30 protein-coding genes are annotated in these 26,699 nt (G+C 45.7%); 18 read left to right on the top strand and 12 right to left on the bottom strand.

The features are described from left to right. Window positions 1-27: 27 nt before the first annotated feature. From AC1MBV_RS07370 to AC1MBV_RS07350, 5 genes are read left to right on the top strand one after another with little or no spacing between them, the layout of a single operon-like run. Window positions 28-1,953 carry a BglG family transcription antiterminator gene (locus AC1MBV_RS07370; protein ID WP_255748298.1) on the top strand — a complete coding sequence of 642 codons (1,926 nt, stop codon included), beginning with the start codon at window positions 28-30 and terminating at the stop codon, window positions 1,951-1,953. Between the two features lie 14 nt (window positions 1,954-1,967). Further along, window positions 1,968-2,438, top strand: a complete 471-nt coding sequence (locus AC1MBV_RS07365; RefSeq protein WP_255748299.1) for a transcriptional regulator GutM — start codon at window positions 1,968-1,970, stop codon at window positions 2,436-2,438. A 5-nt stretch (window positions 2,439-2,443) separates the two neighbouring features. Next, the gene (srlA, locus tag AC1MBV_RS07360) at window positions 2,444-2,998 is read left to right on the top strand and encodes a PTS glucitol/sorbitol transporter subunit IIC (RefSeq protein ID WP_255748300.1); all 555 of its coding nucleotides are present in this window, start codon (window positions 2,444-2,446) and stop codon (window positions 2,996-2,998) included. 13 nt (window positions 2,999-3,011) lie between these two features. Then, the gene (gene srlE / locus AC1MBV_RS07355; protein ID WP_255748301.1) at window positions 3,012-4,019 is read left to right on the top strand and encodes a PTS glucitol/sorbitol transporter subunit IIB; all 1,008 of its coding nucleotides are present in this window, start codon (window positions 3,012-3,014) and stop codon (window positions 4,017-4,019) included. A 48-nt stretch (window positions 4,020-4,067) separates the two neighbouring features. Further along, window positions 4,068-4,460, top strand: coding sequence for a PTS glucitol/sorbitol transporter subunit IIA (locus tag AC1MBV_RS07350; protein ID WP_255748302.1), 393 nt, complete (start codon window positions 4,068-4,070; stop codon window positions 4,458-4,460). A gap of 773 nt (window positions 4,461-5,233) precedes the next feature. On the opposite strand, the gene AC1MBV_RS07345 is transcribed toward AC1MBV_RS07350, so the two are convergent. The 9 genes from AC1MBV_RS07345 to AC1MBV_RS07305 form a co-directional block, all read right to left on the bottom strand. Then, window positions 5,234-5,383 carry a hypothetical protein gene (locus AC1MBV_RS07345; protein WP_480948003.1) on the bottom strand — a complete coding sequence of 50 codons (150 nt, stop codon included), beginning with the start codon at window positions 5,381-5,383 and terminating at the stop codon, window positions 5,234-5,236. A gap of 36 nt (window positions 5,384-5,419) precedes the next feature. Next, entirely contained in the window at window positions 5,420-6,514 is a 1,095-nt protein-coding gene (locus AC1MBV_RS07340; RefSeq protein WP_255748303.1) for a metallophosphoesterase, read from the bottom strand. Between the two features lie 172 nt (window positions 6,515-6,686). Further along, window positions 6,687-7,133, bottom strand: a complete 447-nt coding sequence (locus tag AC1MBV_RS07335) for a ferritin-like domain-containing protein (protein ID WP_255748304.1) — start codon at window positions 7,131-7,133, stop codon at window positions 6,687-6,689. Window positions 7,134-7,260: 127 nt separating this feature from the next. Then, a complete protein-coding gene (locus AC1MBV_RS07330) occupies window positions 7,261-8,025 on the bottom strand; it encodes an ABC transporter permease subunit (RefSeq protein WP_255748305.1) in 765 nt (254 codons plus the stop codon). Further along, on the bottom strand, window positions 8,022-8,939 hold the full coding sequence (locus tag AC1MBV_RS07325) for an ABC transporter ATP-binding protein (protein ID WP_255748306.1): 918 nt from the start codon (window positions 8,937-8,939) through the stop codon (window positions 8,022-8,024). The genes AC1MBV_RS07330 and AC1MBV_RS07325 overlap by 4 nt, the downstream gene beginning before the upstream one ends. Next, window positions 8,936-9,133 carry a PLDc N-terminal domain-containing protein gene (locus AC1MBV_RS07320; RefSeq protein WP_255748307.1) on the bottom strand — a complete coding sequence of 66 codons (198 nt, stop codon included), beginning with the start codon at window positions 9,131-9,133 and terminating at the stop codon, window positions 8,936-8,938. The genes AC1MBV_RS07325 and AC1MBV_RS07320 overlap by 4 nt, the downstream gene beginning before the upstream one ends. Before the next feature lie 42 nt (window positions 9,134-9,175). Beyond that, on the bottom strand, window positions 9,176-10,219 hold the full coding sequence (locus AC1MBV_RS07315; protein ID WP_255748308.1) for a DUF1648 domain-containing protein: 1,044 nt from the start codon (window positions 10,217-10,219) through the stop codon (window positions 9,176-9,178). Further along, window positions 10,216-10,605 (bottom strand): GntR family transcriptional regulator, encoded by a 390-nt coding sequence (locus AC1MBV_RS07310; protein WP_255748309.1) that lies wholly within the window; start codon window positions 10,603-10,605, stop codon window positions 10,216-10,218. Before AC1MBV_RS07310 ends, AC1MBV_RS07315 begins: the two co-directional genes overlap by 4 nt. 323 nt (window positions 10,606-10,928) lie before the next feature. Further along, window positions 10,929-11,279 (bottom strand): winged helix-turn-helix transcriptional regulator, encoded by a 351-nt coding sequence (locus AC1MBV_RS07305; protein WP_480948002.1) that lies wholly within the window; start codon window positions 11,277-11,279, stop codon window positions 10,929-10,931. Window positions 11,280-11,396: 117 nt separating this feature from the next. Here AC1MBV_RS07305 and AC1MBV_RS07300 point away from each other — a divergent pair, with 117 nt between their 5' ends. The 4 genes from AC1MBV_RS07300 (at window position 11,397) to AC1MBV_RS07285 (ending at window position 15,038) form a co-directional block, all read left to right on the top strand. After that, a complete protein-coding gene (locus AC1MBV_RS07300; RefSeq protein WP_480948001.1) occupies window positions 11,397-12,416 on the top strand; it encodes a zinc-binding alcohol dehydrogenase family protein in 1,020 nt (339 codons plus the stop codon). A 230-nt stretch (window positions 12,417-12,646) separates the two neighbouring features. Next, window positions 12,647-14,131 (top strand): UbiD family decarboxylase, encoded by a 1,485-nt coding sequence (locus tag AC1MBV_RS07295; protein WP_480948000.1) that lies wholly within the window; start codon window positions 12,647-12,649, stop codon window positions 14,129-14,131. Then, window positions 14,128-14,484: a prenylated flavin chaperone LpdD gene (lpdD, locus tag AC1MBV_RS07290; RefSeq protein WP_480947999.1), complete on the top strand. Its 357-nt coding sequence runs from the start codon at window positions 14,128-14,130 to the stop codon at window positions 14,482-14,484. Before AC1MBV_RS07295 ends, lpdD begins: the two co-directional genes overlap by 4 nt. Next, on the top strand, window positions 14,481-15,038 hold the full coding sequence (locus tag AC1MBV_RS07285; protein ID WP_255748314.1) for a UbiX family flavin prenyltransferase: 558 nt from the start codon (window positions 14,481-14,483) through the stop codon (window positions 15,036-15,038). The genes lpdD and AC1MBV_RS07285 overlap by 4 nt, the downstream gene beginning before the upstream one ends. Before the next feature lie 437 nt (window positions 15,039-15,475). On the opposite strand, the gene AC1MBV_RS07280 is transcribed toward AC1MBV_RS07285, so the two are convergent. Continuing rightward, window positions 15,476-16,294, bottom strand: a complete 819-nt coding sequence (locus tag AC1MBV_RS07280; RefSeq protein WP_255748315.1) for a MerR family transcriptional regulator — start codon at window positions 16,292-16,294, stop codon at window positions 15,476-15,478. Between the two features lie 71 nt (window positions 16,295-16,365). Further along, window positions 16,366-16,995, bottom strand: coding sequence for a DUF421 domain-containing protein (locus AC1MBV_RS07275; RefSeq protein WP_480947998.1), 630 nt, complete (start codon window positions 16,993-16,995; stop codon window positions 16,366-16,368). Window positions 16,996-17,162: 167 nt separating this feature from the next. Here AC1MBV_RS07275 and AC1MBV_RS07270 point away from each other — a divergent pair, with 167 nt between their 5' ends. The 8 genes from AC1MBV_RS07270 (at window position 17,163) to AC1MBV_RS07235 (ending at window position 24,848) form a co-directional block, all read left to right on the top strand. After that, complete coding sequence (locus AC1MBV_RS07270) at window positions 17,163-18,083, top strand: ketopantoate reductase family protein (protein ID WP_480947997.1); 921 nt, start codon at window positions 17,163-17,165, stop codon at window positions 18,081-18,083. 106 nt (window positions 18,084-18,189) lie between these two features. Beyond that, window positions 18,190-19,236 (top strand): DUF1835 domain-containing protein, encoded by a 1,047-nt coding sequence (locus AC1MBV_RS07265; RefSeq protein ID WP_255748317.1) that lies wholly within the window; start codon window positions 18,190-18,192, stop codon window positions 19,234-19,236. Beyond that, entirely contained in the window at window positions 19,233-20,261 is a 1,029-nt protein-coding gene (locus AC1MBV_RS07260) for an NADH:flavin oxidoreductase/NADH oxidase (protein ID WP_480947996.1), read from the top strand. The genes AC1MBV_RS07265 and AC1MBV_RS07260 overlap by 4 nt, the downstream gene beginning before the upstream one ends. A gap of 89 nt (window positions 20,262-20,350) precedes the next feature. After that, on the top strand, window positions 20,351-20,773 hold the full coding sequence (locus tag AC1MBV_RS07255; RefSeq protein WP_480947995.1) for a hypothetical protein: 423 nt from the start codon (window positions 20,351-20,353) through the stop codon (window positions 20,771-20,773). A gap of 332 nt (window positions 20,774-21,105) precedes the next feature. Beyond that, entirely contained in the window at window positions 21,106-22,578 is a 1,473-nt protein-coding gene (locus AC1MBV_RS07250) for an MDR family MFS transporter (protein WP_255748319.1), read from the top strand. Between the two features lie 38 nt (window positions 22,579-22,616). Next, a complete protein-coding gene (locus AC1MBV_RS07245) occupies window positions 22,617-23,195 on the top strand; it encodes a DUF4811 domain-containing protein (RefSeq protein ID WP_255748320.1) in 579 nt (192 codons plus the stop codon). Between the two features lie 19 nt (window positions 23,196-23,214). After that, entirely contained in the window at window positions 23,215-23,352 is a 138-nt protein-coding gene (locus AC1MBV_RS07240; protein WP_480947994.1) for a hypothetical protein, read from the top strand. A 29-nt stretch (window positions 23,353-23,381) separates the two neighbouring features. Beyond that, window positions 23,382-24,848 (top strand): MDR family MFS transporter, encoded by a 1,467-nt coding sequence (locus AC1MBV_RS07235; protein ID WP_480947993.1) that lies wholly within the window; start codon window positions 23,382-23,384, stop codon window positions 24,846-24,848. A 21-nt stretch (window positions 24,849-24,869) separates the two neighbouring features. Here AC1MBV_RS07235 and AC1MBV_RS07230 read toward each other — a convergent pair whose 3' ends face one another. Then, a complete protein-coding gene (locus AC1MBV_RS07230) occupies window positions 24,870-25,004 on the bottom strand; it encodes a hypothetical protein (protein WP_255748322.1) in 135 nt (44 codons plus the stop codon). A 283-nt stretch (window positions 25,005-25,287) separates the two neighbouring features. On the opposite strand from AC1MBV_RS07230, the gene AC1MBV_RS07225 reads away from it, so the two are divergent. Beyond that, window positions 25,288-26,661 carry an amino acid permease gene (locus AC1MBV_RS07225; RefSeq protein ID WP_480947992.1) on the top strand — a complete coding sequence of 458 codons (1,374 nt, stop codon included), beginning with the start codon at window positions 25,288-25,290 and terminating at the stop codon, window positions 26,659-26,661. Window positions 26,662-26,699 lie beyond the last annotated feature (38 nt).

Here is a 26,699-nt window from a genome sequence, read left to right as displayed (position 1 = left end):
CGAGTTCGGCAATAAGAGGGGAATAAAATGAGCAGATATACGCAAACTGATCGTCTCTCAATTATTGTGGGTGAACTCCGAAAAAAAGAATTTGTGTCGATAGAAGATTTGACTAAAGAACTGTTTGTGACGGAACGAACAATACGAAATGATGTAACAGCGCTCAATCACGAATTCGGCAAGACAGCCGAAATCCAATTAAATAAAGGACAGTATGCGATACATGTCTACCGCGATCAGGCTTACCGGAGCATTGCAGAAGCATTAACTAAAGATCAAAAAACATCGGACTCGCCTGAAAATAGAGCGAAACGTTTAATCGCACAGCTGCTGGCAGCTAGTGTTCCGATAACGATGGATGATCTATCGGAACAATTAAGCGTCAGCCGTTCAACATTGGTCAATGATTTGACACGATTGCGTGTGACTCTTGATTCCTATGAATTAGTAATTAAGGGAAAACCTAATCAAGGCATCCAATTGCAGGGATCAGAGTGGCATAAGCGGCTCTATATTTTGCAAAACAATGATCATGTACTCGATCAGCCATTGGACAATAAAATGCATGATTTGGTTCGCCAATTCGCCGTCACGTTTTCGCTTGCGGAAACAACGGAACGTGAATTTGCCCGGTATGTCAGTATTGTCCTCCGGCGCTCGGCTCAGAATCCGTTGATACAGAACAGTGATGATTTTGATCAATCCTACATTGTGAAAACAAAAGAATATGAAAGAGTAAATACGCTGGCAGATCAGCTGGAGAAACGCTCCGGCAGTCTTTCCGCCGCGGAACGGGCTTTTCTAACGATTCCGGTATTGGGCAGGCGTTCGCCGGTACATCTTCCGACGGCCACGGCGGCTCCATTGCCTGAATCAATTTTGCAGCTTATCAAAGATATTGAGCAGCGCGTAAAAGAACAACTGAATATGGAAGTCAGCTTTAATAAGATCACCAAAGAGCTAGGCTATCATCTTATGTTCATGCTGAATCGATTAGTTTTCGGTGTGAGCATCCGGAACTCTCTGATGAATGAGGTTCATGAGAAATATCCGCTTGCTTGTGAGATTGCCGCCATTGCCCATGAAGTAATTGATGAACGTTATCAGATTCAAGTGACGGATGAGGAACTCAGTTATCTTGCCTATTATTTCGGCATTGTAATCACAGAGAATCAGGAGCATCTACGCAGGCTTAAGCGTGTTGCGATTGTCTGCGATACGGGAAGAGGATCAGCACGCATCATAGCGATGCAGTTGAACAAAATCTTGCCTGACCATGTGGAAAAAGAACTCTTTTCGTCTATAGCAGTCACCAAGGACTTGCTCGAACACTTTGATATGATCTTTTCCACAGTCCCTTTGCCAAGTACGGTGCAGACACCGGTTATTGAAGTAAACGATATCTTTGATGAGCGGGAACTTGCGCAAGAAATTAAGAAACGCTGTGCGCTGGACAAATTGCAGATCAAGGGTAATCAAACCACAACATCGATCATCAATCGTTTACTGAATGACGATCAATTCTATGTTCTGTCCGATCAGAAATCCTATAGCGAGAATCTGGTATTTATGATTAACCACCTAATGAAAAAGCAACTCGTTGATTCTGGATTCAAGGCGCGGCTCTTGAAAAGAGAGAAAATGAGAGCATCCATTTTTGACCAAGGCATTGCCTTCCCTCATACGATTAATCTGGGAAGTGCGGAGATCGTGCTTTCCGTAGGCATCTATCCGACCAAACAAAAAATCGGAGAAAATGAGATTCGTATGATTTTTCTTTTAGGTATACCGGAAAGCCGGCACAATGAAACCTTACTCGTTCAGTTGTACGAAGAAATGATAGCGCTTGCGAAAAATCAAAACTTGCTCGATAAAGCTTCTGAAGAGACAACATGCTCAGAGATCAGAAGACTGATTAAAAAAAGTCTACAGCAGCAACATCAACCATATTGAGGGAGTGAAGCCCTATGTTTTACTTTACTTTGATGATTTTTATCGGTGGGGCCTTCCTATTGCAAATTTTCCTCGGTTACTTTCAAATCAAGCATTTTTCTAATGTATTTGTGGAGATGCGCCGAAAAGGGAAGGTAGCAATTGGACGAAAAAAGGGACATTTCAAGTCCGGAACGATTGTCTTTTTCACCGTTGATCCTGACGGCAACATAGTAGATGCGCGGAAGATGCAGGGAGTTACTATACTAGCCCGCTTTCATGAAATGAATGAGTTTCTTCATGAGAATATTCAGCGATTGCCTGATATGAAAATAAAGCGGTGCAACAAATTGCTCCAGAAAGCTATTGCTGATAGTGTGCATAATTACACGGTTGTCGCAAATGGCGGGGTAATCAAAGAGTCTCCGAGAACTCCAGTGGCAGGCGCATCATTAATGATTAAGAGCTTATTTCAGAAAGTACGAAAATCAAATAATCAGGGGTGAGTAAAATGGATCTGTTAGTAGGTGCTGCAAAGGGATTTATCTATCTTTTTCAAATGGGCGGCAAGACGTTTATTTCGTGGATGACGAGCATCGTACCGCTTGTACTCATGCTATTGGTTGCGATGAACGCTTTAATCGGTTTAATTGGTGCTGATCGAATTAACAAGCTGGCGGCCAAATCCGCAAGCAATCCGCTCCTTCGGTACATGGTTCTGCCTTTTCTCGGCGCATTTATGCTGGCCAATCCAATGGTGCATTCGCTCGGACGGTTTATGCCTGAATACTACAAGCCAAGTTACTTTGCATCCGCAGCTTATTTCTGCCATACAAGCAACGGTGTATTTCCGCATATTAATGCGGCCGAACTCTTTATCTGGCTTGGTATCGCCCAAGGAGTTCAGCAACTGGGATTGGACACTACTCCTCTTGCAATCCGATACTTGCTTGTCGGACTCGTCGCCAATTTCTTCTGCGGATGGATTACCGATTTCATGACAGGCTGGGTATCGAAACAGCAAAATGTGACATTAAGTAAAACAGCAGATCTAAAAAATAGTTGAGAGGGTGAACAGCATGTTCAAATCAGCTCGAGTTGTCAAAGGTAGCGGCGGATATGGCGGACCGCTAACGATTACACCGACCGAAGGAAAAGATAAAATTGTCTATATTGTCGGGGGCGGCAATAAACCCGCGATTGTTGATAAGCTTGCTGAAATTACCGGTGGGGTTCCTGTTAATGGGTTTAAAACCAGTGTACCTGACGAAGAGGCTGCCGTCGTCATTGTTGATTGCGGCGGAACGCTTCGATGCGGGATTTATCCGAAAAAAGGAATCCCGACGATAAATGTCATGCCAACCGGTAAAAGCGGTCCGTTAGCTCAATATATTAATGAGCATATCTATGTGTCCAATGTTGGTGTTGATCAAATTTCTGCATGGGAAGGTGCAGTCGATTCTTCAGAAGCAAGTGAAGCGTCACCATCAGATACGCAGAAAACCTATAAATACAGTTCAGATAAGAAAATTTCCGAGACTTTAGCAGCGAGCGAACACCAAGATTTGTTTACGAAAATCGGACTTGGTGCAGGAAGAGTAGTCAGCACGCTCTACCAGGCAGGTCGTGACGCCGTTCAGACCATGATTAACACAATCCTCCCTTTTATGGCGTTTGTAGCGATGATCATTGGAATCATTCAGGGTTCCGGGATCGGAAATTGGTTTGGCAAAGTGATGTCTCCGCTTGCAGGCAACATATGGGGCTTGATGCTGATTGGATTCATTTGCTCGCTCCCATTCCTTTCACCGTTGCTTGGCCCCGGCGGAGTCATCGGGCAAGTTATCGGAACATTAATCGGTGTGGAAATTGGCAAAGGAAATATTCCACCGCAATTAGCATTGCCGGCACTTTTTGCGATTAATACACAAAATGCTTGTGACTTTGTTCCGGTCGGATTAGGTCTTGCTGAAGCGAAACCGGAAACAGTAGAGGTTGGCGTTCCGGCAGTACTCTATTCACGCTTCCTAACCGGTGTGCCGCGCGTTGTTCTTGCTTGGTTGTGCAGTTTCGGACTTTATGTCTAAAAAAAAGGTATTCGTGCATTGTGTTTAAGTATTAAAGGAGGGTGAAAAATGTTCGGTATGAAAAGAAAATCAGAGGATCGCACAGAGATCTATAAAACAGAGATTAAAAGTATCGGCAAACTGGCAAAAGAGTTTCTTCAAGAAAGAATGCTTATTTTGTTTGGCAACGAGGCACCTGAAGGATTAAAGGACTATTGCTTCGGCATCGATGTAGAGTCGGTACATGACAAAATTCAAACAGGTCAATATTTATCTATAGATGACAGCAAATTCAAAATTACGGCAGTCGGCCGCCTCGTTCAGAAAAATCTTGCGGATCTCGGTCATATCACAATGAGATTTGACGGCAGCACGAAGGCGGATCTGGCGGGCACACTATACCTTGAAAGCAAACCGATCCCAGACATTGGCATTGGAACGCAAATTGCCATTGTTGGGTAACTGATGAAAAGAGAGGGTCGCCCGAGCCGAGTTCATGCACGAAAACTGAACTTCAATGCACGAAAAGTAGGGATCAATGCATGAAAATCAAGTGTCAATGCACGAATCCGCCAGCCCAATGCATAAATAAGAGCTCGAGCCGAGTTCATGCACGAAAACTGAACTTCAATGCATGAAAAGTAGGGTTCAATGCACGAAAATCAAGCGCCAATGCATAAATAAGGGCTCGAGCCGAGTTCATGCATGAAAACTGAACTTCAATGCATGAAAAGTAGGGTCCAATGCACGAAAATCAAGCGCCAATGCACAAATCCGCCAGCTCAATGCATAAATAAGGGTTCGAGCCGAGTTCATGCACGAAAACTGAACTTCAATGCACGAAAAGTAGGGTTCAATGCATGAAAATTCAGCGCCAATGCAGCTGAACCCGCCAGCTCAATGCATAAATAAGCAGCCCGGGCCGAGTTCATGCATGAAACCTGAACTTCAATGCACGAAAAGTAGGGTCCAATGCATGAAAATCAAGAGTCAATGCACAAATCCACCAACTCAATGCATAAATAAGAGCTCGAGCCGAGTTCATGCATGAAAACTGAACTTCAATGCATGAAAATCAAGTGTCAATGCACGAACCTGTCAGCTCAATGCATAAATAAAAGGTTGATAAAAATTAAAGAGGATGTCTCATAGTCAAAAAATCGACTTTTGAGACATCCTCTTTTCATTTAAGCCATCTTTTGGGACAGCCTCTTTATTTGCTTTTTTAGGTAAGCTTAACGTGCTGAAAAATGCATTTCGGCAGCAGCAAGCAGCATAGGCTTCTCATGAACCCGATTGACGACTTCAAGCGCTGAACGGCAGATGCTGTGAACACGCCGATTAAGCAGGTACTGATCACGAAACCTTAACTGCAGATTGCACAAAAAAAGTGATCAGAAAGTAGGCGAAAACATCAGTTTTTAGAAGCATTCCTTCGGCACCCAGCCGACCGATCCGTCTTTTTTGACGAGCGTATAGCCCGCACATGTATCGTTGATGACGGCAACCCGATCATGTTCCGCAACCGTCAATCCGCTCGCACTGACATCGTCGTCCGCGAAAAGCGCTGCTCCCTTTTTCACCAAGAACTCATTTTTGAGCCATTGCTTGAGTCCCAGATTCACATTTTCACAGAGACTGAAATATTTTCCCTGTTTAAGCAGTCTTATCTCATAGTTCGGATAGTTCAGCGTGCCAATGAAATCCGTCGGAGCAGTATAAGCTTTTCGAACGGTTGCAGTCTGATGAAAATGATCCGCATAGGTGTAGGTGATCCGATCACCTTGCGGATGGCGTTCAATGATCAGGGCATTCAGCTGTCCGTCGAAACGCACCTGATTACCGCCGTCGATGCAAATCATCCGCTTATCGGGATCAATGATCGGATTGTGGCAAGTGACGGATTCGGCGCGATAATTGACGACCGGCCAGTGTCCGACGACCACAGTCTTCGCGCATTGATGCTTGCGTGTATAGAAATGAGGGAGCGCAGTGGCTGATCGGTGGCTCGTCTCTCGCCAATCCTTAATGTCGTCGATCCCCGCGTGAATAAACAAATAATGATCGGCTTCCAGAGCGGTCGGCAAGGAAAACAGCCAGTCTATTTCCTCACCACAGTTGCAATGGTAAAAATTCGCCAACTCTGTGACCGAATTAAAATCGGCATAGGTCCGTCCGTGTTCCTGCAGCCATTCATTCATGATCGAATGCGGATTTCGTTCCAGATGACCAAAGAATGTCGGATCATGATCGAAGGCATGATGAATCAGCCGGTCGCAGTTTCCTTCGGTTATATAGGCATTGGTATTTTCCTCGGTCAGTCTTCTGGCAAAGCGGATTACGCCCAAGCTGTTAGGACCTCGTTCGCACAAATCGCCATTGATGATCAGCGTATCTTCCGTACTATAATGAACTTTTTCAAGCAGTTCCTGAAAAAGACTCAAATCGCCGTGAATGTCGGAAATGACGATGACCCGTCCGGTTTCCGGGAACGTGATATTTTGAATGTGAAGCATAGGAAATCTCCTTCTGCAAAATGGCCGAGCAGCTCTATGGATAAAAGTTCTTCTTAATAGCTTATATTATAGCTTAATTGATGAGTTGAGGTATGGATAAACGTTCTGTAAAGAACCCCTGCCGTTTTCCATGTTCGTGGGAAGAAGGCAGGGGTTTACGGACTTGCAATGGTTAAGCTAAATTGGTTGTCATGAACCCAAAACGGATTGCATGTTTGATCTCATCTGAAAATGCACGTAATAAAATGTTTCGAACCGTCGGGTCTGACTGTGTTAAATAGAGATTCCGATATGTCTCGTAATCTTCCAGCTCATCACGATAAGCAATGCGCAAGCCTTCCGAAAAGGATTGAAACTGGACCGGCGTGATTTGATAGACCGGCTGATTGCCAGTCAACTGAACGTAAAGCCAACTGAATAATTGAAAATGATCGTGTTCATCTTGACGAATCCTAAGGATATCTGCCTTCATTTGCTCGTTTGGTGCTGCTTCAGCCAAACGTCCATAGAAATCGACAGCCGTTGCCTCACCTTTCACGGCATCGAGAACGGCAGAAGTAAATGTAGAAGAGGTGCTGCCTTGGCCGATCTGTCGGTACTGCTGATCATCGTAAAACACGAATAGTCACCACCTATTTTTTTCTCGTTATAGGCTATGGTTATTTTAGATTTATGTGAGTACCCAAGGTGAGTTGTATCTCATTCTTTTTGAATACCTTTAAAAAAGGTAATGCATAAATCGGAAATTATATGCTTTTTTTCTTAAACAACATCATGGCGAGAATTAGCGTACTCAGGATCAGGGCGCAGGTGCTCCAAGCGGTATTGAGTAACTGATCAAACGCTGCTTTGCCTGTCAATAAGGCAACGTTTTCTGAAACGAGCTTCAAAGGATTAAACGGATCCATTCTGAAAATAGCTTGGCAGATGAGTAGAATCCCCAGCCCGGCAGCGGTTACAAGAAGTCCACCGAATGCTCCTCGCGTGACGACACTTGCCAGTAGGAGAAATGCGAGAAGAAAGGCACCGAATAACCAGAGGCAGAAAAGCGAGAAAAACAAATGGCTGACAGAAATGGTTTGAAAAAAATACAGCGTGTAGCCGTAATTGATCAGAGTGGCAAGTGCGTAGCTTAATGTCCACAAAGTCAAAGCGGAAGCATATTTGGCAAGGATGACCGCATGGCGGGACAGTCCTTTTGACAGCGGGATGATTAATGTCCCTTTGGCAAGATCTTGAGACAGCAAACCACCAAAGACAAGAAGCAATACGACTGTGCCCATCTGCGAGAAATTTTTGAAAAACTGAGTAAAAGCATCGATGAATGTGGGTTCCGGAATCTTGAGAACCATTCCCTCAACGCCAACATTTGCAAGAATGTCGGGCATCATTTTGGCAGTCAGAGGACTCATCATACCGAAAATAGCGGTCACTGAAAACAAAATAAGGACTCTGTAATTTCGAATCGCTTCAAGCAGTTCTTTTTTGAAAAATGCAGTGAATCCATTCATTTGATCACATCCAAGAAGACATTTTCGAGCGTCGGTTCAAGAAGTTGATAATTCGTAATCGGTATTTGCTCATCAGAGAGCAGGTCAATAATTTTGAGCCCGTTCTTTTGTGGATCATGCAACTGCACCGTTACCGCACATTGACTGGTTTCAACAGATTGAATAAAGGAGAGCGTGCGCAGGTGTTCAAACAGACGCCTGGCCTGTACTTCATCGATGGTTTCAATGCGTACGGCTTCTTTCCGGTACGTATTTTTAACCTCGGACAGCTTCCCATGCAGAGCGAGCGTACCTTCATGCAACAGCCCGATCGAGTCGCAAATACGTTCCACGTCAGATAGGATATGTGTTGAAAAGATGACTGTTGTCTGATCGGCGGCAACAGACAAAAGGTCAAGAATTTCTTTCCTTCCTTGTGGATCGAGCGCCGATGTTGCTTCGTCGCAAATTAACAATTTCGGTGTGTTCAATAATGCTTGTGCAATCCCAAGCCGCTGCTTCATGCCCCTTGAAAAGCTGTGGATTTCCCGCTTGATTCCGTCAAGACCGACCAACGGCAGCAGCTCCTGTACACGCTCATGGATCTGAAGCTTTTTAAGACCGGTGATCCGGCCACACATAACTAAGTATTCTTTAGCAGTCATATATCCATAAAACTCAGGTACATCAGGCAGGTATCCGATAAAACGGTTGGTTGCCGTATTTCCGTAGGCAACGTTCTCTCCGCAAACAAGAATCTTTCCGCTGGTTGGTTTAAGGAAGCCCATGATCATCTTCATTGCCGTCGTTTTTCCCGCACCGTTTTTTCCGATCAGACCGAAAATAGAGTGCTCAGGAACAGTGAAGTTGAGATCGTTCAGGACGAGATGCTTGCCAAAATTTTTACTGATGTGGCGCATTTCTAAGATGTTCATGAATCTTCGCCTCTGCCGATTGCAAAATAGATGATTGGACCGATGATTTGAACAAAAAGGACAATAGCGATCCAAATGAATCGATTTGCGAATCTGAATGATCGGTGCCGGAAAATATGAATCAGTGCAGTGAGGGCAAGAATGAGTTCGAGAGCAATAATCGGAATCAGGAACGGCAGGTAGTCTTGAATCATTACATTCACTCCAATCGTAACGCTAATTTTTGAACGTCCTGTTTATCGAGAGAGCAGGATGGTGATGAGGATGATCCCAACTAGGACAATCCACGCAATCGGACGAGCCATATTGACCGTGAATCCAATTCCGACTCGTTTTTCCACAAAAATCGAGGGATCGGAGCGATTAAAATAGAAGATGCCCCAAATCCACTTGCCGTCGTCATCAAGGATCGGCCCCGATACATGTTTGCTGCGAACAAAGCGTATATAGAGCCAAATCATCGTAATCAAAAATCCCAAATTAACAAGTGATAGAATTGCAAACCACAGCGGACTGATCGGCGTGATAAAGCTGAGAACAACCAGAAAGAACAGAATCTCTGATAACAGACAAAAAATGATCAGCAAAAGAGTCATCATTTTTCGATACTGCGCATAACCCGGAGCAGCATTTGGATTTCCTTTAACTGACGCGGGTGCGCGCCGAGTAAAGAGAACAAGAGCGCCGAGCATCAGCTCCAATGCCACCGGTGACAGTACGGTATGCCATGATTTTGGTGCCCATCGGTCGGGTCCGCTGATTCCGAAATGCGTCGGAATTGAGTCAGCCATGTACGGATAACCGAACCACACGACAGCGAGGGTGGCAACGAAGACCGGAACCAAGAGAAGAACCCATTTGAGAGACAATACGGTTTCTCGGTCGCTTTTGCCCAGGTCAACAACAATCTTTTTTGTAGTTAGTTGGGCATCCGGAGCCATACTCTGCTTCAATTTTCGAGTCTGCCGGTTGGCAAGAACAAAGAGAAACGAATCGATTACAATGAGAGCGAGCATAACCATGCTAAATCCAAAGAGCCACTTTTCATCGGTTAGGATAAATGAGAGAAAAAGAAGAATAACGAACAGCGCAAGGTCAGTACCGGCAGATCTAACTAGGTAGCGGCGACGAATCGATGCTGCCTGAGCATCTCTCCAGATTGAAGGATTGGCAAAAACGACACCAAACAGAACATTCTTTCTTGAAAACCAAGGCTGCATAATCATGAGACACGCGACAAGGACATAGGTGCATATAAGAATGAGGATGTTTTCGTTCACGATTCATTACCCTCCAGTTCGTCATACATGTGATCAATCATTTGATGCAGCACGGCTCGATCAACGCGGCGTGTAACCGCCTCAGAGACAAGTGTTTTCAACGGATCACCGCAGTTTTCCAGAAACTCAGCCGCATTTTGTGCTGCATCTCCGGCTTTGATAAAGGTTCCGCGCCGCCGCTGAATTTCAATAAACCCTTCGCTTTGAAGTAATTGGTAGGCTTTATTGACGGTATGAAGATTGACACCGATTTCTGCTCCTAGAGTACGGACAGAAGGCAGTGGATCACCGTCGTTCAAATTACCGGAAGCGATTCCGTTGACAATTCCATTGCGTATTTGCATATAAATCGGCTGGTCAGAACCGAAATCGATCGAAAGGAGCATCAGTAATCGCCTCTTGTTCTATCTGTTATATATTAAGTATAACAATAAAGATGTCATTCGTCTATGAAATCATTTATTTTCAGAAAGTATGCTCCCAAAGAAAGATGATCCCTTGATTCAAGTAAATAAATCAGCATCCGGATTTTGAAATGCCTCTCTAATCGAGCATAAGGTGATTTAAACGAATAGGAAAAACGTGACACACGTAAAGTACAGCAAGTTTTGCTCATCTTTTAAACAAAATTTTAGACAAAATTTTAGACAAAATTTTAGACAAAAATAAATAAGGCTATGCCCGTGCTCAGTCAAGAGCATCGCATGCCTTATTTTTCTAGGAGGTCCTGATGAGTCTGTTCATAATGATCGCCCCAGCGTTTCATTTCTTGAATAATCGGTTTCAAGGTTTCCCCAAACGTGGTGAGTGAGTACTCTGTTTTTGGCGGGACAACTGGAAATACTTCTCGATGAATGACACCGTCTTTTTCTAATTCGCGAAGCTGAAGTGTTAACATACGCTGACTCACACCCGGCATGAGACGGCGCATCTCGTTAAATCGTCTTGTTTTCGTCATTATATGATAAAGGATGACGCCTTTCCATTTCCCGCCGATGATATCAAGGGTTGTTTCAACAGGGCAATGTTTGCAGGCGTATCCTGCTTTTCGATTCCTCATTAATAAGCCTCCTAGGTTACATTCTTGTTTCTACGTCACGACATTGTGCGTTCTACCCGATCCGCTTTAGTGCCATTATACTATATGTGTAATCGAAATGAGGATGGGGGAGATTTGATGAAAGCATTCGGCACATTTGAAGCAACAGATATTTCAAATCCAAACAGTATTGTTCCTATAGAGCTTCCGGATCAGCAGCCGACAGGGCATGATCTTCTTGTTCAGGTAAAGGCTGTATCCGTTAATCCGGTCGACACGAAAGTGCGAAATGCGCAGAACGGACGAACGAATGGTGCAAGGATCGTCGGCTATGATGCAAGTGGCATCGTAGTGGCAGCGGGGGAAAAGGTAACCCTTTTCAAACCGGGTGATGAAGTCTATTACGCAGGGGATGTTACGCGAAAAGGAACGAATACCGACCAGCATTTAGTTGACGAACGAATTGTTGCACATAAGCCGGAAACGTTGGATTTTCTGACCGCAGCAGGGATACCTTTGACAAGTATTACTGCTTATGAAGCTTTATTTGCTCGATTGCCGTTTAGTGCAGAACACCATGAGGAAAATGTCGGGAAACGGCTGCTCATCATAAATGGCGCTGGAGGTGTCGGATCGATTGCCATTCAGCTTGCCAAATGGGCAGGTCTTCATGTCATTGCCACAGCGTCACGGCCGGAAACGATTAAGTGGGTAAAAGATCTTGGCGCAGATGAGGTCATTAATCACAGACAATCCTTTAAAGATGAATTTGAGAAGCTTCCGTTTGATACGGTTGATGCCATTCTCTGCTTGAACGACACGAAGGGACATTGGCAGAACATGTATGACGTGATCAAACCGCAAGGCCATATCTGCTCCATTGTGGAAATTGGAGACGGCATTAATCTGGACTTGATTAAGCCTAAGAGTATCACGTTTAGCTGGGAATTCATGTTCACGCGTCCGATGTTTGAAACCGAGGACATGATTGAGCAGCATAATCTGCTTACAAAAGTTGCGAAATTGCTGGACAATGGTGTCCTTAAGCAGACCGTAACAAAGAAGCTGACACCGTTGAACGCAGAAAATCTGCGCGAAGCACATCAATTGGTTGAAAGTGGCAAGATGATCGGAAAAATTGTTGTTGGCGAAAATTAAAGAGATGAATGAACTGCCTTCGGGAACGACTCTTTAAAGAGAAGAACAAATCAGAGCAAAGCAAAGAAACGAATTAATTAAGATGAGAATAAGAATGTCGCGGGAAATCAGCCGCGGCATTTTTTTTGTACCATACGGAGCGTAGTTGACTGTATAGCTGCTATACACTGTAAAATGAGCACGGACTAATTTTGTGTGATTCATGAATTACAAAAAAGGAGTGAGTTCGTGTGGTTGAGAAAGAAGCAAAAATTACGGATATGCGGTCGGCTTTGGAGCTGTTAAAGTCGGTGTCCGGTCAGCTCATTGAAACGGATGAACCAGTTGATCCGCAGGCGGAAATTTCCGGTGTCTACCGTCATGTAGGTGCGGGCGGAACCGTGATGCGTCCAACGAGAAAAGGACCTGCGATGATTTTTAATAATGTGAAAGGGCATCCGGATGCACGTGTCTTAATTGGCTTGCTAGCCAGCCGTGAACGTGTGGCGATGATGCTTGGAACGGAGCCGGAGCGCCTCGGTTTTCTACTCAATGAAGCAGTCAAGAATCCGATTCAGCCGGTTGTCATCAATGAAAAGCCGAAATGCCAAGAAGTCGTACATTATGCGGATGAGCCGGGATTCGATATTCGCAAGCTGATTCCGGCACCTACGAATACGGAAGAGGATGCCGGGCCGTACGTCACAATGGGGATGTGCTATGCGTCGGATTCGCAGACCGGAGATTCGGATGTCACGATTCATCGACTGTGTCTCCAAAGCAAGAATGAAATTTCAATGTACTTTGTTCCGGGTGCGCGCCACCTCGGTGTCTTTCGTGAAAAGGCGGAAAAAGAAGGGCGTCCGCTCCCAATTTCCATCAGCATCGGTGTCGATCCTGCAGTTGAAATCGGCGCTTGTTTCGAACCGCCGACCACTCCGCTTGGCTACAACGAGCTCAGTGTCGCTGGAACGATCCGCAATCAGGCGGTGGAGCTTACTCCATGTCTCACGATTGATGAAAAAGCGATTGCCAATGCGGAATATGTGATTGAAGGCGAGCTGATTCCTGGAGCCTATGTGCGGGAGGATCAAAATACAAATACCGGTAAAGCGATGCCTGAATTTCCGGGCTATACGGGTCCGGCAGTCGCTCAAGTGCCGCTTATCAAAGTGAAGGCGGTCACGCATCGTAAGAATCCGATTATGCAAACCGTGATTGGGCCAAGCGAAGAGCATGTGAACATGGCCGGAATTCCGACCGAGGCGAGCATTCTCCAAATGGTAGAACGCGCAATGCCGGGCAAGGTGTTGAATGTGTACTGCCATCCATCAGGAGGCGGCAAATACATGGCGATTCTGCAATTTAAAAAAATACAGCCCAGCGATGAAGGACGTCAGCGTCAAGCGGCACTTCTGACCTTTGCCGCGTTTTCTGAAATGAAGCATGTCATGCTCGTGGACGAGGATGTCGACATATTTGATACGAGCGATGTACTTTGGGCGATGAACACGCGTTATCAGGGAGATGTCGATACCATTTTTATTCCAGGTGTCCGCTGTCATCCGCTCGATCCGACTCAGAATCCGGAATACAATCCGTACATTCGTGATAAAGGCATCTCCTGCAAGACCATTTTTGATTGCACCGTTCCTTATCATTTGAAGAATAAATTTCAACGCGCTAAATTCATGGATGTTGACCCAAGTCGATTCGCACCGGAGCTGTTCAAATGATCCGGTTGACGAAAAAGTCGGGACGCATCACGATTGATTTAACTGCAATAAGAATGGGCCAGGATCTATGCGTGATGCTGACGGGTGGCGACCGGCCACATTTAGGCGTTGTGACGATCGCTGCCAAAGGTATGGATGCGCAAACACTCGCTTTCGGTACGCACAAGGAGCGTTTTGTGACCGAACCGATTGCCCAAGTGTTGAGCCAAAGGTTTAGCGGACATTTTGTGATCTGCTGCGGTATTCATGTGGATCAGATTACCAAACCGGAAATTGATCAGGTAAAAGTACTATCTATGGCGCTTGCCAATGACTTGTGCGTACAATTGAACGAACGGGGAGATGACCAATGAACATTATTGTTGGCGTGACCGGAGCGTCTGGCACCATTTTTGCGGTGAAGCTGCTTGAAGCCCTGCATCAGGCAGAAGATGTGACAACACATCTGATTATGAGTGACTGGGCAAAAAATAACTTGGAGATCGAGACCGACTACGCATTTAATGAAGTAAAAAAGTTGGCGGATGAGCTCTATGACAATCGGAATCTTGGCGCACGAACCTCAAGCGGCTCGTTTCTAACCGACGGCATGGTCATTGTTCCATGCAGTATGAAAACTCTGAGCGCAGTTGCCAATGGTTATGAAGACAGTTTGATCACGCGCACAGCCGAAGTTATGATTAAGGAAAATCGCAAGCTGATTCTCTGTCCTCGCGAATCACCGCTCAGCGCAATTCATTTGGAAAACATGCTGAAACTTGCGCGGCTCGGTGTGCGCATCGTGCCGCCAATGCCCGCCTTCTATAATCATCCGAAAACATTGGACGATATGGTCAATCACCACGTGATGAAAATTCTCGATCAGTTGGGCATTCCAAATGCGCGATCCCAACGCTGGAACGGATAAAAACAATAGAGAACAGGAGCTTCTTATTGAGAGAAGCTCCTGTTTTTCGCATACGAACTATGAAAAGAAAAAATGAGAGCGAACGGCGGGGAAGTTCAACCTAAGATCGGAAAAGTAAAACCGAACGAGTCGAAAGTTTAACCTAAGATTAGAAAAGTAAAACCGAACATGAGAAGTTGAACCTAATAAGTGAAAAGTTGAACCGAACGAGTCGAAAGTTCAACCTAAGATTGGAAAAGTAGAACCGAACATGAGAAGTTCAACCTAAGATCGGAAAAGTAAAACCGAACGAGTCGAAAGTTCAACCTAAGATCGGAAAAGTAGAACCGAACATGAGAAGTTGAACCTAATAAGTGAAAAGTTGAACCGAACGAGTCGAAAGTTGAACCTAAGACCGGAGATGCGAGCTTAATCACCAGGGTTCGATTCACATTTCCTTAGTGAATGTGAATCTGCAGTTGGCACAGGTCGGCATTGTGTTCACTTGCGTAGAAGGTGGCATCAAGCAAACAGACATCAATAATTGGACCGGTCACTTCAAATTTATGCTCTGCGATCCATTCGAGAAGATGTCGGGCATAGCTTAAATCGTATGGCATTCCATACTTATACATGCAAGCGTAGGATCCGCTCGGGAGTGTTATAGTTTCTGAGACCTTAGCCGTTTGATCGGGAATTTCAATGAAAACGCCGGCTTGGCTGAACGGCGTATCACCGGTCATCATTTCGTGCTTAATCAGTGTGCCAAAACGTCCCGAGGGCGTAATGCCGTGTTCATGCAACAAGCGCCAGGCACGCATCATCGTCAAATGCAATGTTGGTCTGTCGACTTCACTGTCGAAGGGCACAAAGACAACTTTGCGTTCAGGCAATTGCTCAATCACCGGGCGATAGAGTTCTTCCTTGCTCTGATCAACATTTTGATAAACCAACAATCGGTTTTTGATGGAACGACGTATGCTGAGTAACTCGTCAATTTTTTCATTGATCTTTTTTTCGTGGAACGTAAGAAGGGTCAGCGCGCTGGTTACATCGCGTCCTTTAATGTTTTGCTTGATCTCATCCAGCGGCACACCAATTGACTTTAGAAAGCAGATTTCTCTTAGAAAGGGGATTTGTCGCACGCTGTAGTAGCGGTAGCCGTTGGTGTCCTTGCTGTCTGGCTGAAACAAGCCTATTTTATCGTAATAGATGAGCGTTTGTCTCGAAATGTTATGAATTTCCGCCATCTGGCTGATCGACAATTTGCTGCTCACGATTTTTGCCCCTTTCGTTCACCTAAGTGTATCGTGAAAAACAGCTCTCAGGCAAGTGAACGATGAAGGAGTCAGCGTAATTTTTGCGGAACAGATCGTTTGTGTCCGTTCTCAATCTCAGTAAATAAATTGCTGTCCGGCTGCTTTTTTGATTGTGCGGACGGCAGCCGAACCTTGAGCGCCCGAGCGATGACATTCAGGTCGTCTCGAAGTTCAGCAATATCTGCTTTTGTTGCCGGTCTCTGACCGGAAACGAGCAAGTAGCCGATTTGTCCACTTTGTTCAACGGTTGCCATCTCGACATCTTCAATCCGTTCAATGCCCATCTGCCGAAGTTGCATCTCAATATGATCCACTGTCATCTTCATTTTTTTCAGACGAATCGGACGCAGTCTTCCATTTTTTATAATGATTTTAGCGTGTCCGGAAAAGAGGGATTCTGCCCAGTCCCATTTCAATTGAATAAGATCTATTAAAAAAAGAGTGAATACAAATATAGCACCGATGACAAAGGAAAGGGTAACACTTTTTCCGCTGATTGGTTGGACGAGCAATGTCCCAATAGAGATCATAATGACTGTTTGCGGAATGGTCATTTGTGAGATCGATTTTCTTCCTGAAATTCGAATCAGCAAAATACCAAACAGAATAATGACAACGGCTTTCCATAGCCAGCTTGGGTGAAAATCAATAAAACGCATCATAAAATTCACGAGACTCAAACCCTTCGCACCATTTTTATAGATAGTTTGGCTATTGGCGCCATTTTCTATGTATGGCTGATCAGTTGTGAGCTATTGATTGAAACGTTTATACTAGATGTAAAGTGATTTTACAGAAAAATTCACAACGATCCGGAGGAAGAGGAATGGAGATCAAGACGGTAGCGATTGTTGGGCTCGGTGCGCTGGGAATTATGTATGGAAAACAAATGGTCGATCATTTAGGTAAGGATGCGGTACGGATTGTTGCCGATCATGACCGGATCGCGCGATACAAAAGAGAAGGCATTTACTGCAACGGGGAGCTATGTGATTTTCATTATGTGGATGCAGACGTACAAGGCGATCCTGCTGATCTATTGATTTTCGCAGTGAAATACACCGGGCTTAAAGATGCAATTGAAAGTGCCAGAAACCAACACGGCAAGCAGACGGTTCTGCTTTCCGTGTTGAACGGTATCTCTAGTGAACAGATGATTGGTGAGGCATTTGGCTTTGATCAACTGCTTTATTGTATTGTCGCCGGTATGGATGCTTCGAAAATCGGCAATGAATTGACCTACAAGAATATAGGATTCGTCAGTTTTGGAGAAGCCGACGACACGCGCAGTGAAAAGGTGGACGACCTGGCCCGTCTGTTTGAAAAAACGGGAATTCCTTATGAAATTCCTGACCGCATGCTTCATAAAATGTGGAGCAAACTGATGGTCAATACAGGTGTGAATCAGTCGACTGCTGTTTTCGAAACCAATTACGGTGGGATACAGGTACCGGGCAAGCCTCGTGAAACGGTCATTGCCGCGATGAAGGAAGTGGTTAAAGTCGCCAATGCTGAAGGGGTGCCGCTTCAAGAAAGTGAGATCGCTGGTTGGTTGAACATCAATGATGCTCTGAATCCTGAAGGAATGCCTTCGATGCGGCAGGATACCTTGCAGCATCGCCCGACCGAGGTCGATCTGTTTGCGGGTACCATTCGCAAACTGGGACAGAAGCACGGGATTCCGACACCGGTTAATGATTTTCTCTATGATCGAATTCGCACCATCGAAGAGAGCTATGCAAAATAAATAGTTAAAAGCTGAATGACCATTTTGGCATTCAGCTTTTTTCAAGTCTTTATGTTTGGTGGGTAATCAATGATTTTGTTAGGATTTGAATGGAGGCGGTTTGTCCGTGTATGAAAATCTTGGCGAAGCAATAAATCAGCTAACGGAACGAGAGAGCAAGCGGATGCTGTTACATCTGTTTCAGGAAGCAGCAATAGCCGAGCAGTTTACGGATGAACAACGGCTTTCCAAGCGGATTCGTCACATGTATGAAGACTTGATTCGTTTGCAGCCGGAGCAGCCGCTGACTAAAGAAGCCTTGAATCACTGGCATATTGTGTTTGGCAATTCAACTGCCGGGAGTTTGAAGGTAGGACTTGGCAGTATCCATGCCCGGCGCGAACGGATACTTGTCATCACTTCGGATCTCTCATACGGACCATTAGCGCATTTAGATGAAGTGGATGGAGTGCACCATCGAAACGCCTGGATCAAAGATAAATTGGAAGATTATTTTTATGATGTGGATGGCAACGAAGCGTTGGTTGATCAGCTGCGCGCGATCAAGGCTATTCCTGAGCATATGCCAATCACCATTTGGGCATCGGACAATGCTTGGGATCAGTGCGGGCTGGCTCTAGTAGTCTATCTTTTGCGCGGCCGGATGAATCCAATTCAAGTCATCAATCCTTCTGCACATGAGAAACAGCTGTCTGAGGAGCTTGGGGAAGAGATACAAGCGGCATACAGCTTCGAATTGCCTTCGGAAACGCTGGCGATGTTATTTAAAAAACAAGCGCGGAATCCGTCACTGACCGAAAACGAGCGCACCCGATTGGAACGCGAATGGCTGCGCGTCTCCGCCGATCCATCAGTACTGAGAATCTGGGTGGACGACCACGTGCAGCCCGTAGCGCCGGATTACTTTGATGCCGAGATTTTACGGCACGCGCGCCGGCTAGCGCGTCAAAAGGAAAACCATAAAGGCTTTCTCTGCATGCGCTTAATTGGCGATGCAATCGGTGAACTGCATGAAAAACAGTGGGTCGGTGATACATTTATTTATTGGCGTATTAAAGCACTGATTGATGCAGGGAAAATGACGGTGATCAAGAATCCCAATCAGATTTTGCATGCCCAATTAATTCTTAATTCGAAGGAGCGACTTAAATGATTGATTTGTTTACACCATGGACGTTTAAAGGCTTGGAACTAAAGAATCGTGTTGTCATGCCGCCGATGTGTCAGTATTCCGTTGAAAAAAAGGATGGGATTGCAACGGATTGGCACTACGTGCACTATGTCAGTCGGGCGATTGGCGGCGCAGGGCTCATCATTATCGAAATGACCGATATCGAGCCGGATGGACGGATCACTGATAACGATCTTGGGCTCTGGTCCGACGAACAAATTCCGGCACTTGCACGGATTGTCGACGCTTGCCACAAGTACGGTGCGAAGGTCGCGATTCAAATCGCGCACGCTGGGCGCAAAGCGCAGGATGCTCCGGTACCGGTTGCCCCGTCTGCCATTGCATTCAATGATGAGTATAAAACGCCACGTGCACTTACAACGGATGAGGTCAAGGCGATGCCCGGCCGATACGCACAAGCTGTGAAGCGGGCGGTTAAGGCCGGATTTGATGCAATCGAATTGCATGGCGCGCATGGCTACCTGATTCATCAGTTCCAATCTGCTTTTACCAACAAAAGGACGGATGAATATGGCGAGGATCTGTCGAGGTTTGGCTCAGAGGTTGTTCAAGCGGTTAAGAAGGAAATGCCTACAGAGATGCCGCTGATCATGCGCATATCTGCGATTGAATATGTGAACGGCGGATACGGACTGGAGCACAGCATTCCGATCGCCAAGGCATATAAGGAAGCGGGTGTCGACCTGTTTCATGTCAGTGCCGGCGGCGAAGGTCCAATCGCTGCAGCAGGAAAACCGGGGACACACGCCGCCTATCAAGTACCGTTTGCTCGGGAAATTCGGAAAGCTGTCGGCACGCCGGTCATCGCGGTCGGACGGCTGGATGATCCGCAGCTGGCGAATGCAGTAATTGGCAATGAAGAAGCCGATCTCGTTGCTGTTGGCCGAGGCATGCTGAGAAATCCATACTGGACTTTGGAAGCCGCTGCCAAGCTTCATAAAGAAACAGCCGTTCCGGAGCAGTACCTTGCCGGATTCGCACACTAAATAAAATGAAGTGCCTTCTCCTAATTCAGGGAGGAGGCTTTTTTTGTCTAGAAAAAAATTATAAATTATCGACTTGTGGATAAGCGATTGTGAAAGTTGAAGCATGGCAAAGCGAAGCAAGCGATCCCCATCAGAGCCGAATCAATGCACGAAAAAACCCATTCAATGCACGAAAATCAGAGCTCAATGCACGAACCAACGATCCCCATCAGAGCCGAGTCAATGCACGAAAAAAACCATTCAATGCACGAAAATCAGAGCTCAATGCACGAAAGAACGGTTCCCATGCACGAACGCGGGCTCAGAGCCGAGTCAATGCACGAAAGAACGATCCCCATGCACGAACGCGGGCTCAGAGCCGAGTCAATGCACGAAAAAACCCATTCAATGCACGAAACTCAGAGCTCAATGCACGAAAGAACGGTTCCCATGCACGAACGCGGGCTCAGAGCCGTGCCAATACGAAAAGTCATAGGCAATTTGACTCGATCACTTTTTTTTCTTGTTCATAGGTTCCTGTTTCATTCATATATATAGGAGTTCAATACATAAGCAGGACACAATCATGCAAAAAATGGGTGCGACAGAGCGGCTTAATAAAAAAAGATACATTTGATTCTGTCGTACCTTCCTCTAATTTGACACCAAAGGCAAGGGGCTCTGATCGAAATAATTTTCCTTAACTAATGAAAAAAATTGCATCATTCATATTAAGTTCATAATCGGGGGGTACCATCGACTGTGGACAATTCGGCTGTTTGGTTGATGTGCGAGAAATTGTGTAAAAATAATTGAGACGAATTGCAATGAAAATTCATCTGAATTAAGTAAAGGAGTTAGATGCATGACCCAAAAAAATACGACCGTTGATATTAACGGAAAACCGTATAATCGGACCTTTTTAATTATTATTTTGCTGATCGGTGCGTTCTGTACGATTTTGAACCAGACGTTGCTTGCGACAGCGCTCCCTGATATCATGAAAGATTTCGATATCACGGCAGCGACTGGACAGTGGCTGACCTCAGGATTTTTGCTGATGAACGGTGTCATGATCCCGGTTACCGCGCTGCTTATTAATAAAATCAATTCCAGGGTTCTGTATATCAGTGCCTTGACCATTTTCCTGCTTGGAACGGTTGCGGCGGCTGTCGCACCGAATTTTTCACTACTCTTAACCGGCCGAATTATTCAGGCTGCGGGTGCCGGAATTATGATGCCGCTGATGCAGACCATTTCTCTATTAATTGTGCCTAGAGAAAAACGCGGTATTGTCATGGGGCTTGGCGGACTTGTTGTCGCCTTTGCACCGGCGATCGGCCCGACGCTTTCCGGATGGATTGTTGACAGCTACAACTGGCGCGTACTTTTCTATATGATGATCCCGATCGTGGCATTAGTCATTGTACTTGCCTTCACGGCTATGAAAAAAGTTGTGCCGCTTACGAATCCGCGGATTGATTACTTGTCCATTGTCTTATCGACGATTGGTTTCGGCGGTATGCTCTACGGCTTCAGCAGTGTCGGCAACTATGGCTGGTCGGATGGCCGAGTGATATGGCCACTTATTGTCGGCTGCATCTTTATCGTTCTATTCATTTGGCGGCAGCTGGTTATGAAGGAACCGATGCTGGAGCTGAAAGTATTCAAATCGCCGATCTTCACGCTGTCGGTTGTCATCAGCAGCATTGTTATGATGGCAATGATCGGTGCGGAACTGGTACTCCCACTTTATATTCAGAACCTCAGGGGCGAGAGCGCTCTGCATTCAGGGCTGATCCTGCTTCCTGGCGCTATCATCATGGGATTGATGAGTCCGGTTACCGGCTTGATTTTCGACCGAATTGGTTCACGCAAATTGGCGATCACCGGAATTTTTCTGCTCACAGCCGGAACCTTGCCGTTCATGTTCTTGACGCAGCATACGAGCTATGCTTCCATTATTGTTCTGTATGCCGTACGTTTTTTAGGAATTTCCATGGTCATGATGCCGGTAACAACGGCTGGGATGAACGCGTTGCCTGACTCGCTGATGAGCCATGGCACCGCGGTCAATAATACAATTCGTACGGTGGCCGGCTCTATTGGAACGGCTGTACTGATCAGTATCCTAACCAATGTGACCAAGCACAACGCGCCAAGCAGCAGTTTGAAGCACACCGATCCGGCACAATTCATGCATAAATCGATTGATGCCGCACTAAATGGCATGAACACCGCATTCATGGTTGCCATTATCTTCTGCCTGCTGACGCTTGTTCTGACCTTTTTCATTAAAGGCAAGGAGAAGAATCCGGCGGCTCAAGGCGCAGATTAATTGAATAGATCTGATTTTATGAAATAGGAAGTGATGATGTGATTTTATATACGTTAATTATAAGTGTTATACTCTTCGTCATATTCATCTTCACGAGCGGTTCAAAGCTGTTCTCAAAGCATAGATGGCTTCAGTATCTTTTAGTTGCTCTGTCTTTGATCGTGTTTCTCGGCAGTGAGACTTTGTTGGTTATGAACGAGCATAGCCATTTCGGAATGAAGACGAAGGTATTTACAAAAAAAGTTTCGATCTACTCTGCAACCGGTGCGGCAGCGAATCCGCAGGTTCCGTTTATGCTGCTTCATCAAGATGCGGGTAAAGATCGGATTTACATCTATAATACGGAGAAGCAGGGCAAGCCGAAAATGAAGCATACGCAAATCACCGACAAAAATGCGGTGAAGAATACGGATCAGTCGGCTTATCTTGCGATTGAGAAGAAACGGCGCGTGTTTAAAAACGATTTTTATAAGAAATTGTTTGCGTTCAGCGGAAATAAAAATGTTCTCGTTTCAACGCAAAATGTCTTCTATGTTCCTGAAAATCATCAGGTGATGAGTGTCAAAGAACTGAAGAAAATGCAAAAAGAAATGCAAAAGAAGCAAGCGAAAAAATAAAAGCCGACTCCAATCTTGAATGGGACGGCACCAACAGGAAACGCTCACCGTTAAAGGTGGGTGTTTTTTGTTTCATGGGATTCGCTTGGTATTCGTTGCTGCAATGAGTGAACAGGTGCCGAATGAGCCATACTACAAAAATAAGAATGAAGAATAGGTGCGGATTTTTTGAAGGAGAATGATGTAATGACTGAACCTATGCGCAGTATCGATTGCGACGGAAAACCGTACAATCGATTTTTTTTGATCGTTATTCTGCTTGTCGGTACTTTTTGTGTTGTTGCCAACCATACGGCCATCACAACGGCGCTTCCGGGTATTATGCGCGATTTTCATATTGATGCGGACACCGGGCAGTGGCTCACCTCTGGATTCTTGTTGATGAATGGAATTATGATTCCGATTACGGGGTTGCTGATGCATCGCGTCAGTTCAAAAAAGCTATATATGGCCGCGATGCTGATCTTTCTGGCTGGAACCTTTCTGGCTATATCCGCACCTAATTTCCCGACGCTTTTAATTGGGCGTCTGGTTCAGGCGGTTGCGACAGGCATCATGATCCCCTTAATGCAGACAATCCTTCTGCTCATTTTTCCAAAGAGTAAGAGAGGAGTGGCGATGGGGCTGGACGGTCTTGTGCTTGCTTTTGCACGTGTGATCGGACCAACGGGTGCCGGACTGATCATCGACCATTTCAACTGGCGTGTTCTTTTTTGTGCGTTTATTCCTATTGCACTGTTGGCGGCACTCCTTGCGCCGGCAGCCATGCGAAAAATTGTTCCTCTTGAACAGAAGAGCATTGACTTTGTCTCAATCATGCTGTCAACTTTAGGCTTTGGGGGTTTGCTTTATGGATTCAGCAGTGTTGGTCATCACGGCTGGTCTTCGCCGATTGTAATCGCAGCGCTCGCATTTGGAGCAATCGGTCTTATTGGTTTTATCTATCGAGAACTGACCATAGACAATCCCATGCTGAATCTACGTGTTTTTCGATCACCACTGTTCAGCCTTTCTGTTGTTGTCGGTGGAATCTTGATGGTCGTCATGTTCGGTGCAGAGCTTGTGCTGCCGCTTTATATTCAAAATGTGCGGGGAGAAAGTGCCTTTTTTTCCGGCCTTGTGATGCTGCCCGGCGCTCTTGTCATGGGCCTCATGTCTCCGGTGTCCGGCGTTATTTTCGATAAAATCGGCATTCGTCAGCTTGCTATTACAGGTATGGGGCTGTTAACGCTGGGGACGATTCCCTTCGTTTTTCTGACGATGAGCACACAATTAGGTGCGATCATCATTCTCTATGCGGTACGTTTTCTTGGCATTTCCATGGTCATGATGCCCATGACTACTGCAGGCATGAATACATTACCTAATGTGCTTATGAGCGATGGGGCAGCAGTTACCAATACCATTCGTACCATTATCGGTTCAATCGGTACCGCCATTCTGATCAGTGTGATGTCCGATGTAACTAAAAGCGAATTGCCGGAAAAGAGCATCTATGGATCTGATCCGGCTTTATTCCATTTACTCAAAACGGATGCAGCATTGAATGGTGTGAATGCCGCGTTTCTTGTCGCAATCGGATTTTGCGTTCTGACGTGGGCGCTGACTTTTTTTATAAAGGACACCCGACAAATCACTCACCCCATTCGGTAAAAGTATGAAATTTTTCTATGATTAAGGTCGGCGAAGAGATGCCAATTTTTCTAGAAAGCCGGCGATTAAATTAAGGTCATCCGCTGTGTACTCGTTCATTAATGCCATACCTTGCCGATCCATTTCCATGTGCATCGCCTGATGACAATCAGCCACCAGCTCGCCATCCTGAGTTGTCGAGAAATAAATCTCTTTCTTATTATCGGGACGCTTCTCTTTTCGAATGAACCCGGTCGGAAAAAAACATGCGGATGCTCACAGCGGATTTGCCACGTGGCTTCTGGACAGATTATGTAAGAGGAAAGGGCTTTGACTTGGAGTGACTCTTTGAAAAAATGGGATCTTGACAGTCGAAGGGAGACGACTATAATTGAAAATACCGCCCGCTTTATCACTTTAAAGCGGGATTGTAAACCATAGAGAGAAAGGATAAGAAAAAATGGCTGCAACAGAAGGAAAGAAGGAATCACTCCGGCGCGGATTATTGCCGCGCCACATTATGCTTATGGCTATGGCCGGAATGATCGGCACAGGTATTTTTAAAGGAAGCGGCGATACCCTGAATATCGCCGGCCCGAGTGTTACGATCGCTTATTTGGTATGCGGTCTGATTTTGTTTATTGTTATGGTGGCACTTGCGGAGATGGCGATCGCTTATCCGGGGCTGAACATGCAGCATTTGATGCATAAAGCATTCGGTTTCCGCACGTCGATCATGATCGGCTGGCTGTACTGGATCAACTGGATGATTGTGACCGTTGTTGAAGTGCTTGCAGCGGGCAGCTTTCTTCAGTACTGGTTCCCAAGTGTCCCGCTTTGGATACTCGCGGGCTTGTGCGGCTTGTTCATTGTCGGAATTAATTTGTTTCAAGTCAGTTTATATGGGGAATTCGAATTCTGGTTCGCCGGAATCAAAATCGGTGCGATTATCGTGTTTATTATTCTCGGCTTGTTGATTCTGTTTGGCATCATTCCGAGTCCGGCCAATCCGATGAAGAACCTGTTCGGTTACGGCGGCTTTTTCCCGCACGGGTTCGGCGGAATGATTTCTGCACTTCTCGTTGTTATTTTTTCATATGGCGGCTCCGAATTGATTGGTTTGACGGTAACGGAAGCCAAAGACGTGGAACATGTTCTGCCGAAGGTCATAAAGAGCGTTGTATCTCGGGTGATCATGTTCTATATTTTGCCGATCATCATTATTTGCGGCATGATGCCGTGGAGCAGTGTCTCTGCCACGGAAAGCAGTCCGTTCGTTCAAGTGTTTGAAGCAGTCGGTCTGCCCGGCGTACCGCATTTGATGAACTTTGTGTTGCTGACAGCCGTGCTTTCGGCAGCAAATTCAGGAATTTATGCGACAACGCGGACGCTGTATGCCATGGCTGAACGCGGCGAAGCGCCAGGCTTTGTGCGCAAGCTGTCAAAAAGTGGTGTGCCGCTTGGCGGGATTGCGTTGACGACAAGTTTCCTGGCTATTGGTGTTGTGCTGGCGTACTTATCGCCAAGTCAGATTATCAATCAATTGATGAGCATTCCCGGATTCACCATTTGTCTTGTCTGGATCGCCATCTGCGCGGCTGAATTGAAGCTGCGCCCTAGCTATAAACAGCTTCCGTTTTTCAAAATGGCCGGATTCCCGTATATGACCATTGTCGGCTTGGTTTCACTGTCATTAATCTTTGTGACATTCGTCCTCAATGCAGCCAATCGGGTAGGAACGCTGACCTGTCTGGCCATTATGGTGATCTTGATTGTCGTTTCATTTCTAGTGAAAAATGAAGCAAAATCGCACGAAAGTGAAAATTTGTCTTAAATGTGGACTGAATAAAGAGGCTGTCCTTTGCGGATGGC

The sequence above is a fragment of the Sporolactobacillus sp. PKPK-6 genome (genome assembly GCF_056678885.1).
This window is presented reverse-complemented; position numbering and strand designations above follow the sequence as displayed.

Coding starts and splice junctions, on each gene's coding strand:
- AC1MBV_RS07370 (WP_255748298.1), top strand. CDS start 28: ATGAGCAGATATACGCAAACTGATCGTCTCTCAATTATTGTGGGTGAA.
- AC1MBV_RS07365 (WP_255748299.1), top strand. CDS start 1,968: ATGTTTTACTTTACTTTGATGATTTTTATCGGTGGGGCCTTCCTATTG.
- srlA (WP_255748300.1), top strand. CDS start 2,444: ATGGATCTGTTAGTAGGTGCTGCAAAGGGATTTATCTATCTTTTTCAA.
- srlE (WP_255748301.1), top strand. CDS start 3,012: ATGTTCAAATCAGCTCGAGTTGTCAAAGGTAGCGGCGGATATGGCGGA.
- AC1MBV_RS07350 (WP_255748302.1), top strand. CDS start 4,068: ATGTTCGGTATGAAAAGAAAATCAGAGGATCGCACAGAGATCTATAAA.
- AC1MBV_RS07340 (WP_255748303.1), bottom strand. CDS start 6,514: ATGCTTCACATTCAAAATATCACGTTCCCGGAAACCGGACGGGTCATC.
- AC1MBV_RS07330 (WP_255748305.1), bottom strand. CDS start 8,025: ATGAATGGATTCACTGCATTTTTCAAAAAAGAACTGCTTGAAGCGATT.
- AC1MBV_RS07325 (WP_255748306.1), bottom strand. CDS start 8,939: ATGAACATCTTAGAAATGCGCCACATCAGTAAAAATTTTGGCAAGCAT.
- AC1MBV_RS07320 (WP_255748307.1), bottom strand. CDS start 9,133: ATGATTCAAGACTACCTGCCGTTCCTGATTCCGATTATTGCTCTCGAA.
- AC1MBV_RS07310 (WP_255748309.1), bottom strand. CDS start 10,605: ATGCTCCTTTCGATCGATTTCGGTTCTGACCAGCCGATTTATATGCAA.
- AC1MBV_RS07305 (WP_480948002.1), bottom strand. CDS start 11,279: ATGAGGAATCGAAAAGCAGGATACGCCTGCAAACATTGCCCTGTTGAA.
- AC1MBV_RS07300 (WP_480948001.1), top strand. CDS start 11,397: ATGAAAGCATTCGGCACATTTGAAGCAACAGATATTTCAAATCCAAAC.
- lpdD (WP_480947999.1), top strand. CDS start 14,128: ATGATCCGGTTGACGAAAAAGTCGGGACGCATCACGATTGATTTAACT.
- AC1MBV_RS07285 (WP_255748314.1), top strand. CDS start 14,481: ATGAACATTATTGTTGGCGTGACCGGAGCGTCTGGCACCATTTTTGCG.
- AC1MBV_RS07275 (WP_480947998.1), bottom strand. CDS start 16,995: ATGCGTTTTATTGATTTTCACCCAAGCTGGCTATGGAAAGCCGTTGTC.
- AC1MBV_RS07270 (WP_480947997.1), top strand. CDS start 17,163: ATGGAGATCAAGACGGTAGCGATTGTTGGGCTCGGTGCGCTGGGAATT.
- AC1MBV_RS07260 (WP_480947996.1), top strand. CDS start 19,233: ATGATTGATTTGTTTACACCATGGACGTTTAAAGGCTTGGAACTAAAG.
- AC1MBV_RS07250 (WP_255748319.1), top strand. CDS start 21,106: ATGACCCAAAAAAATACGACCGTTGATATTAACGGAAAACCGTATAAT.
- AC1MBV_RS07240 (WP_480947994.1), top strand. CDS start 23,215: ATGGGACGGCACCAACAGGAAACGCTCACCGTTAAAGGTGGGTGTTTT.
- AC1MBV_RS07235 (WP_480947993.1), top strand. CDS start 23,382: ATGACTGAACCTATGCGCAGTATCGATTGCGACGGAAAACCGTACAAT.
- AC1MBV_RS07225 (WP_480947992.1), top strand. CDS start 25,288: ATGGCTGCAACAGAAGGAAAGAAGGAATCACTCCGGCGCGGATTATTG.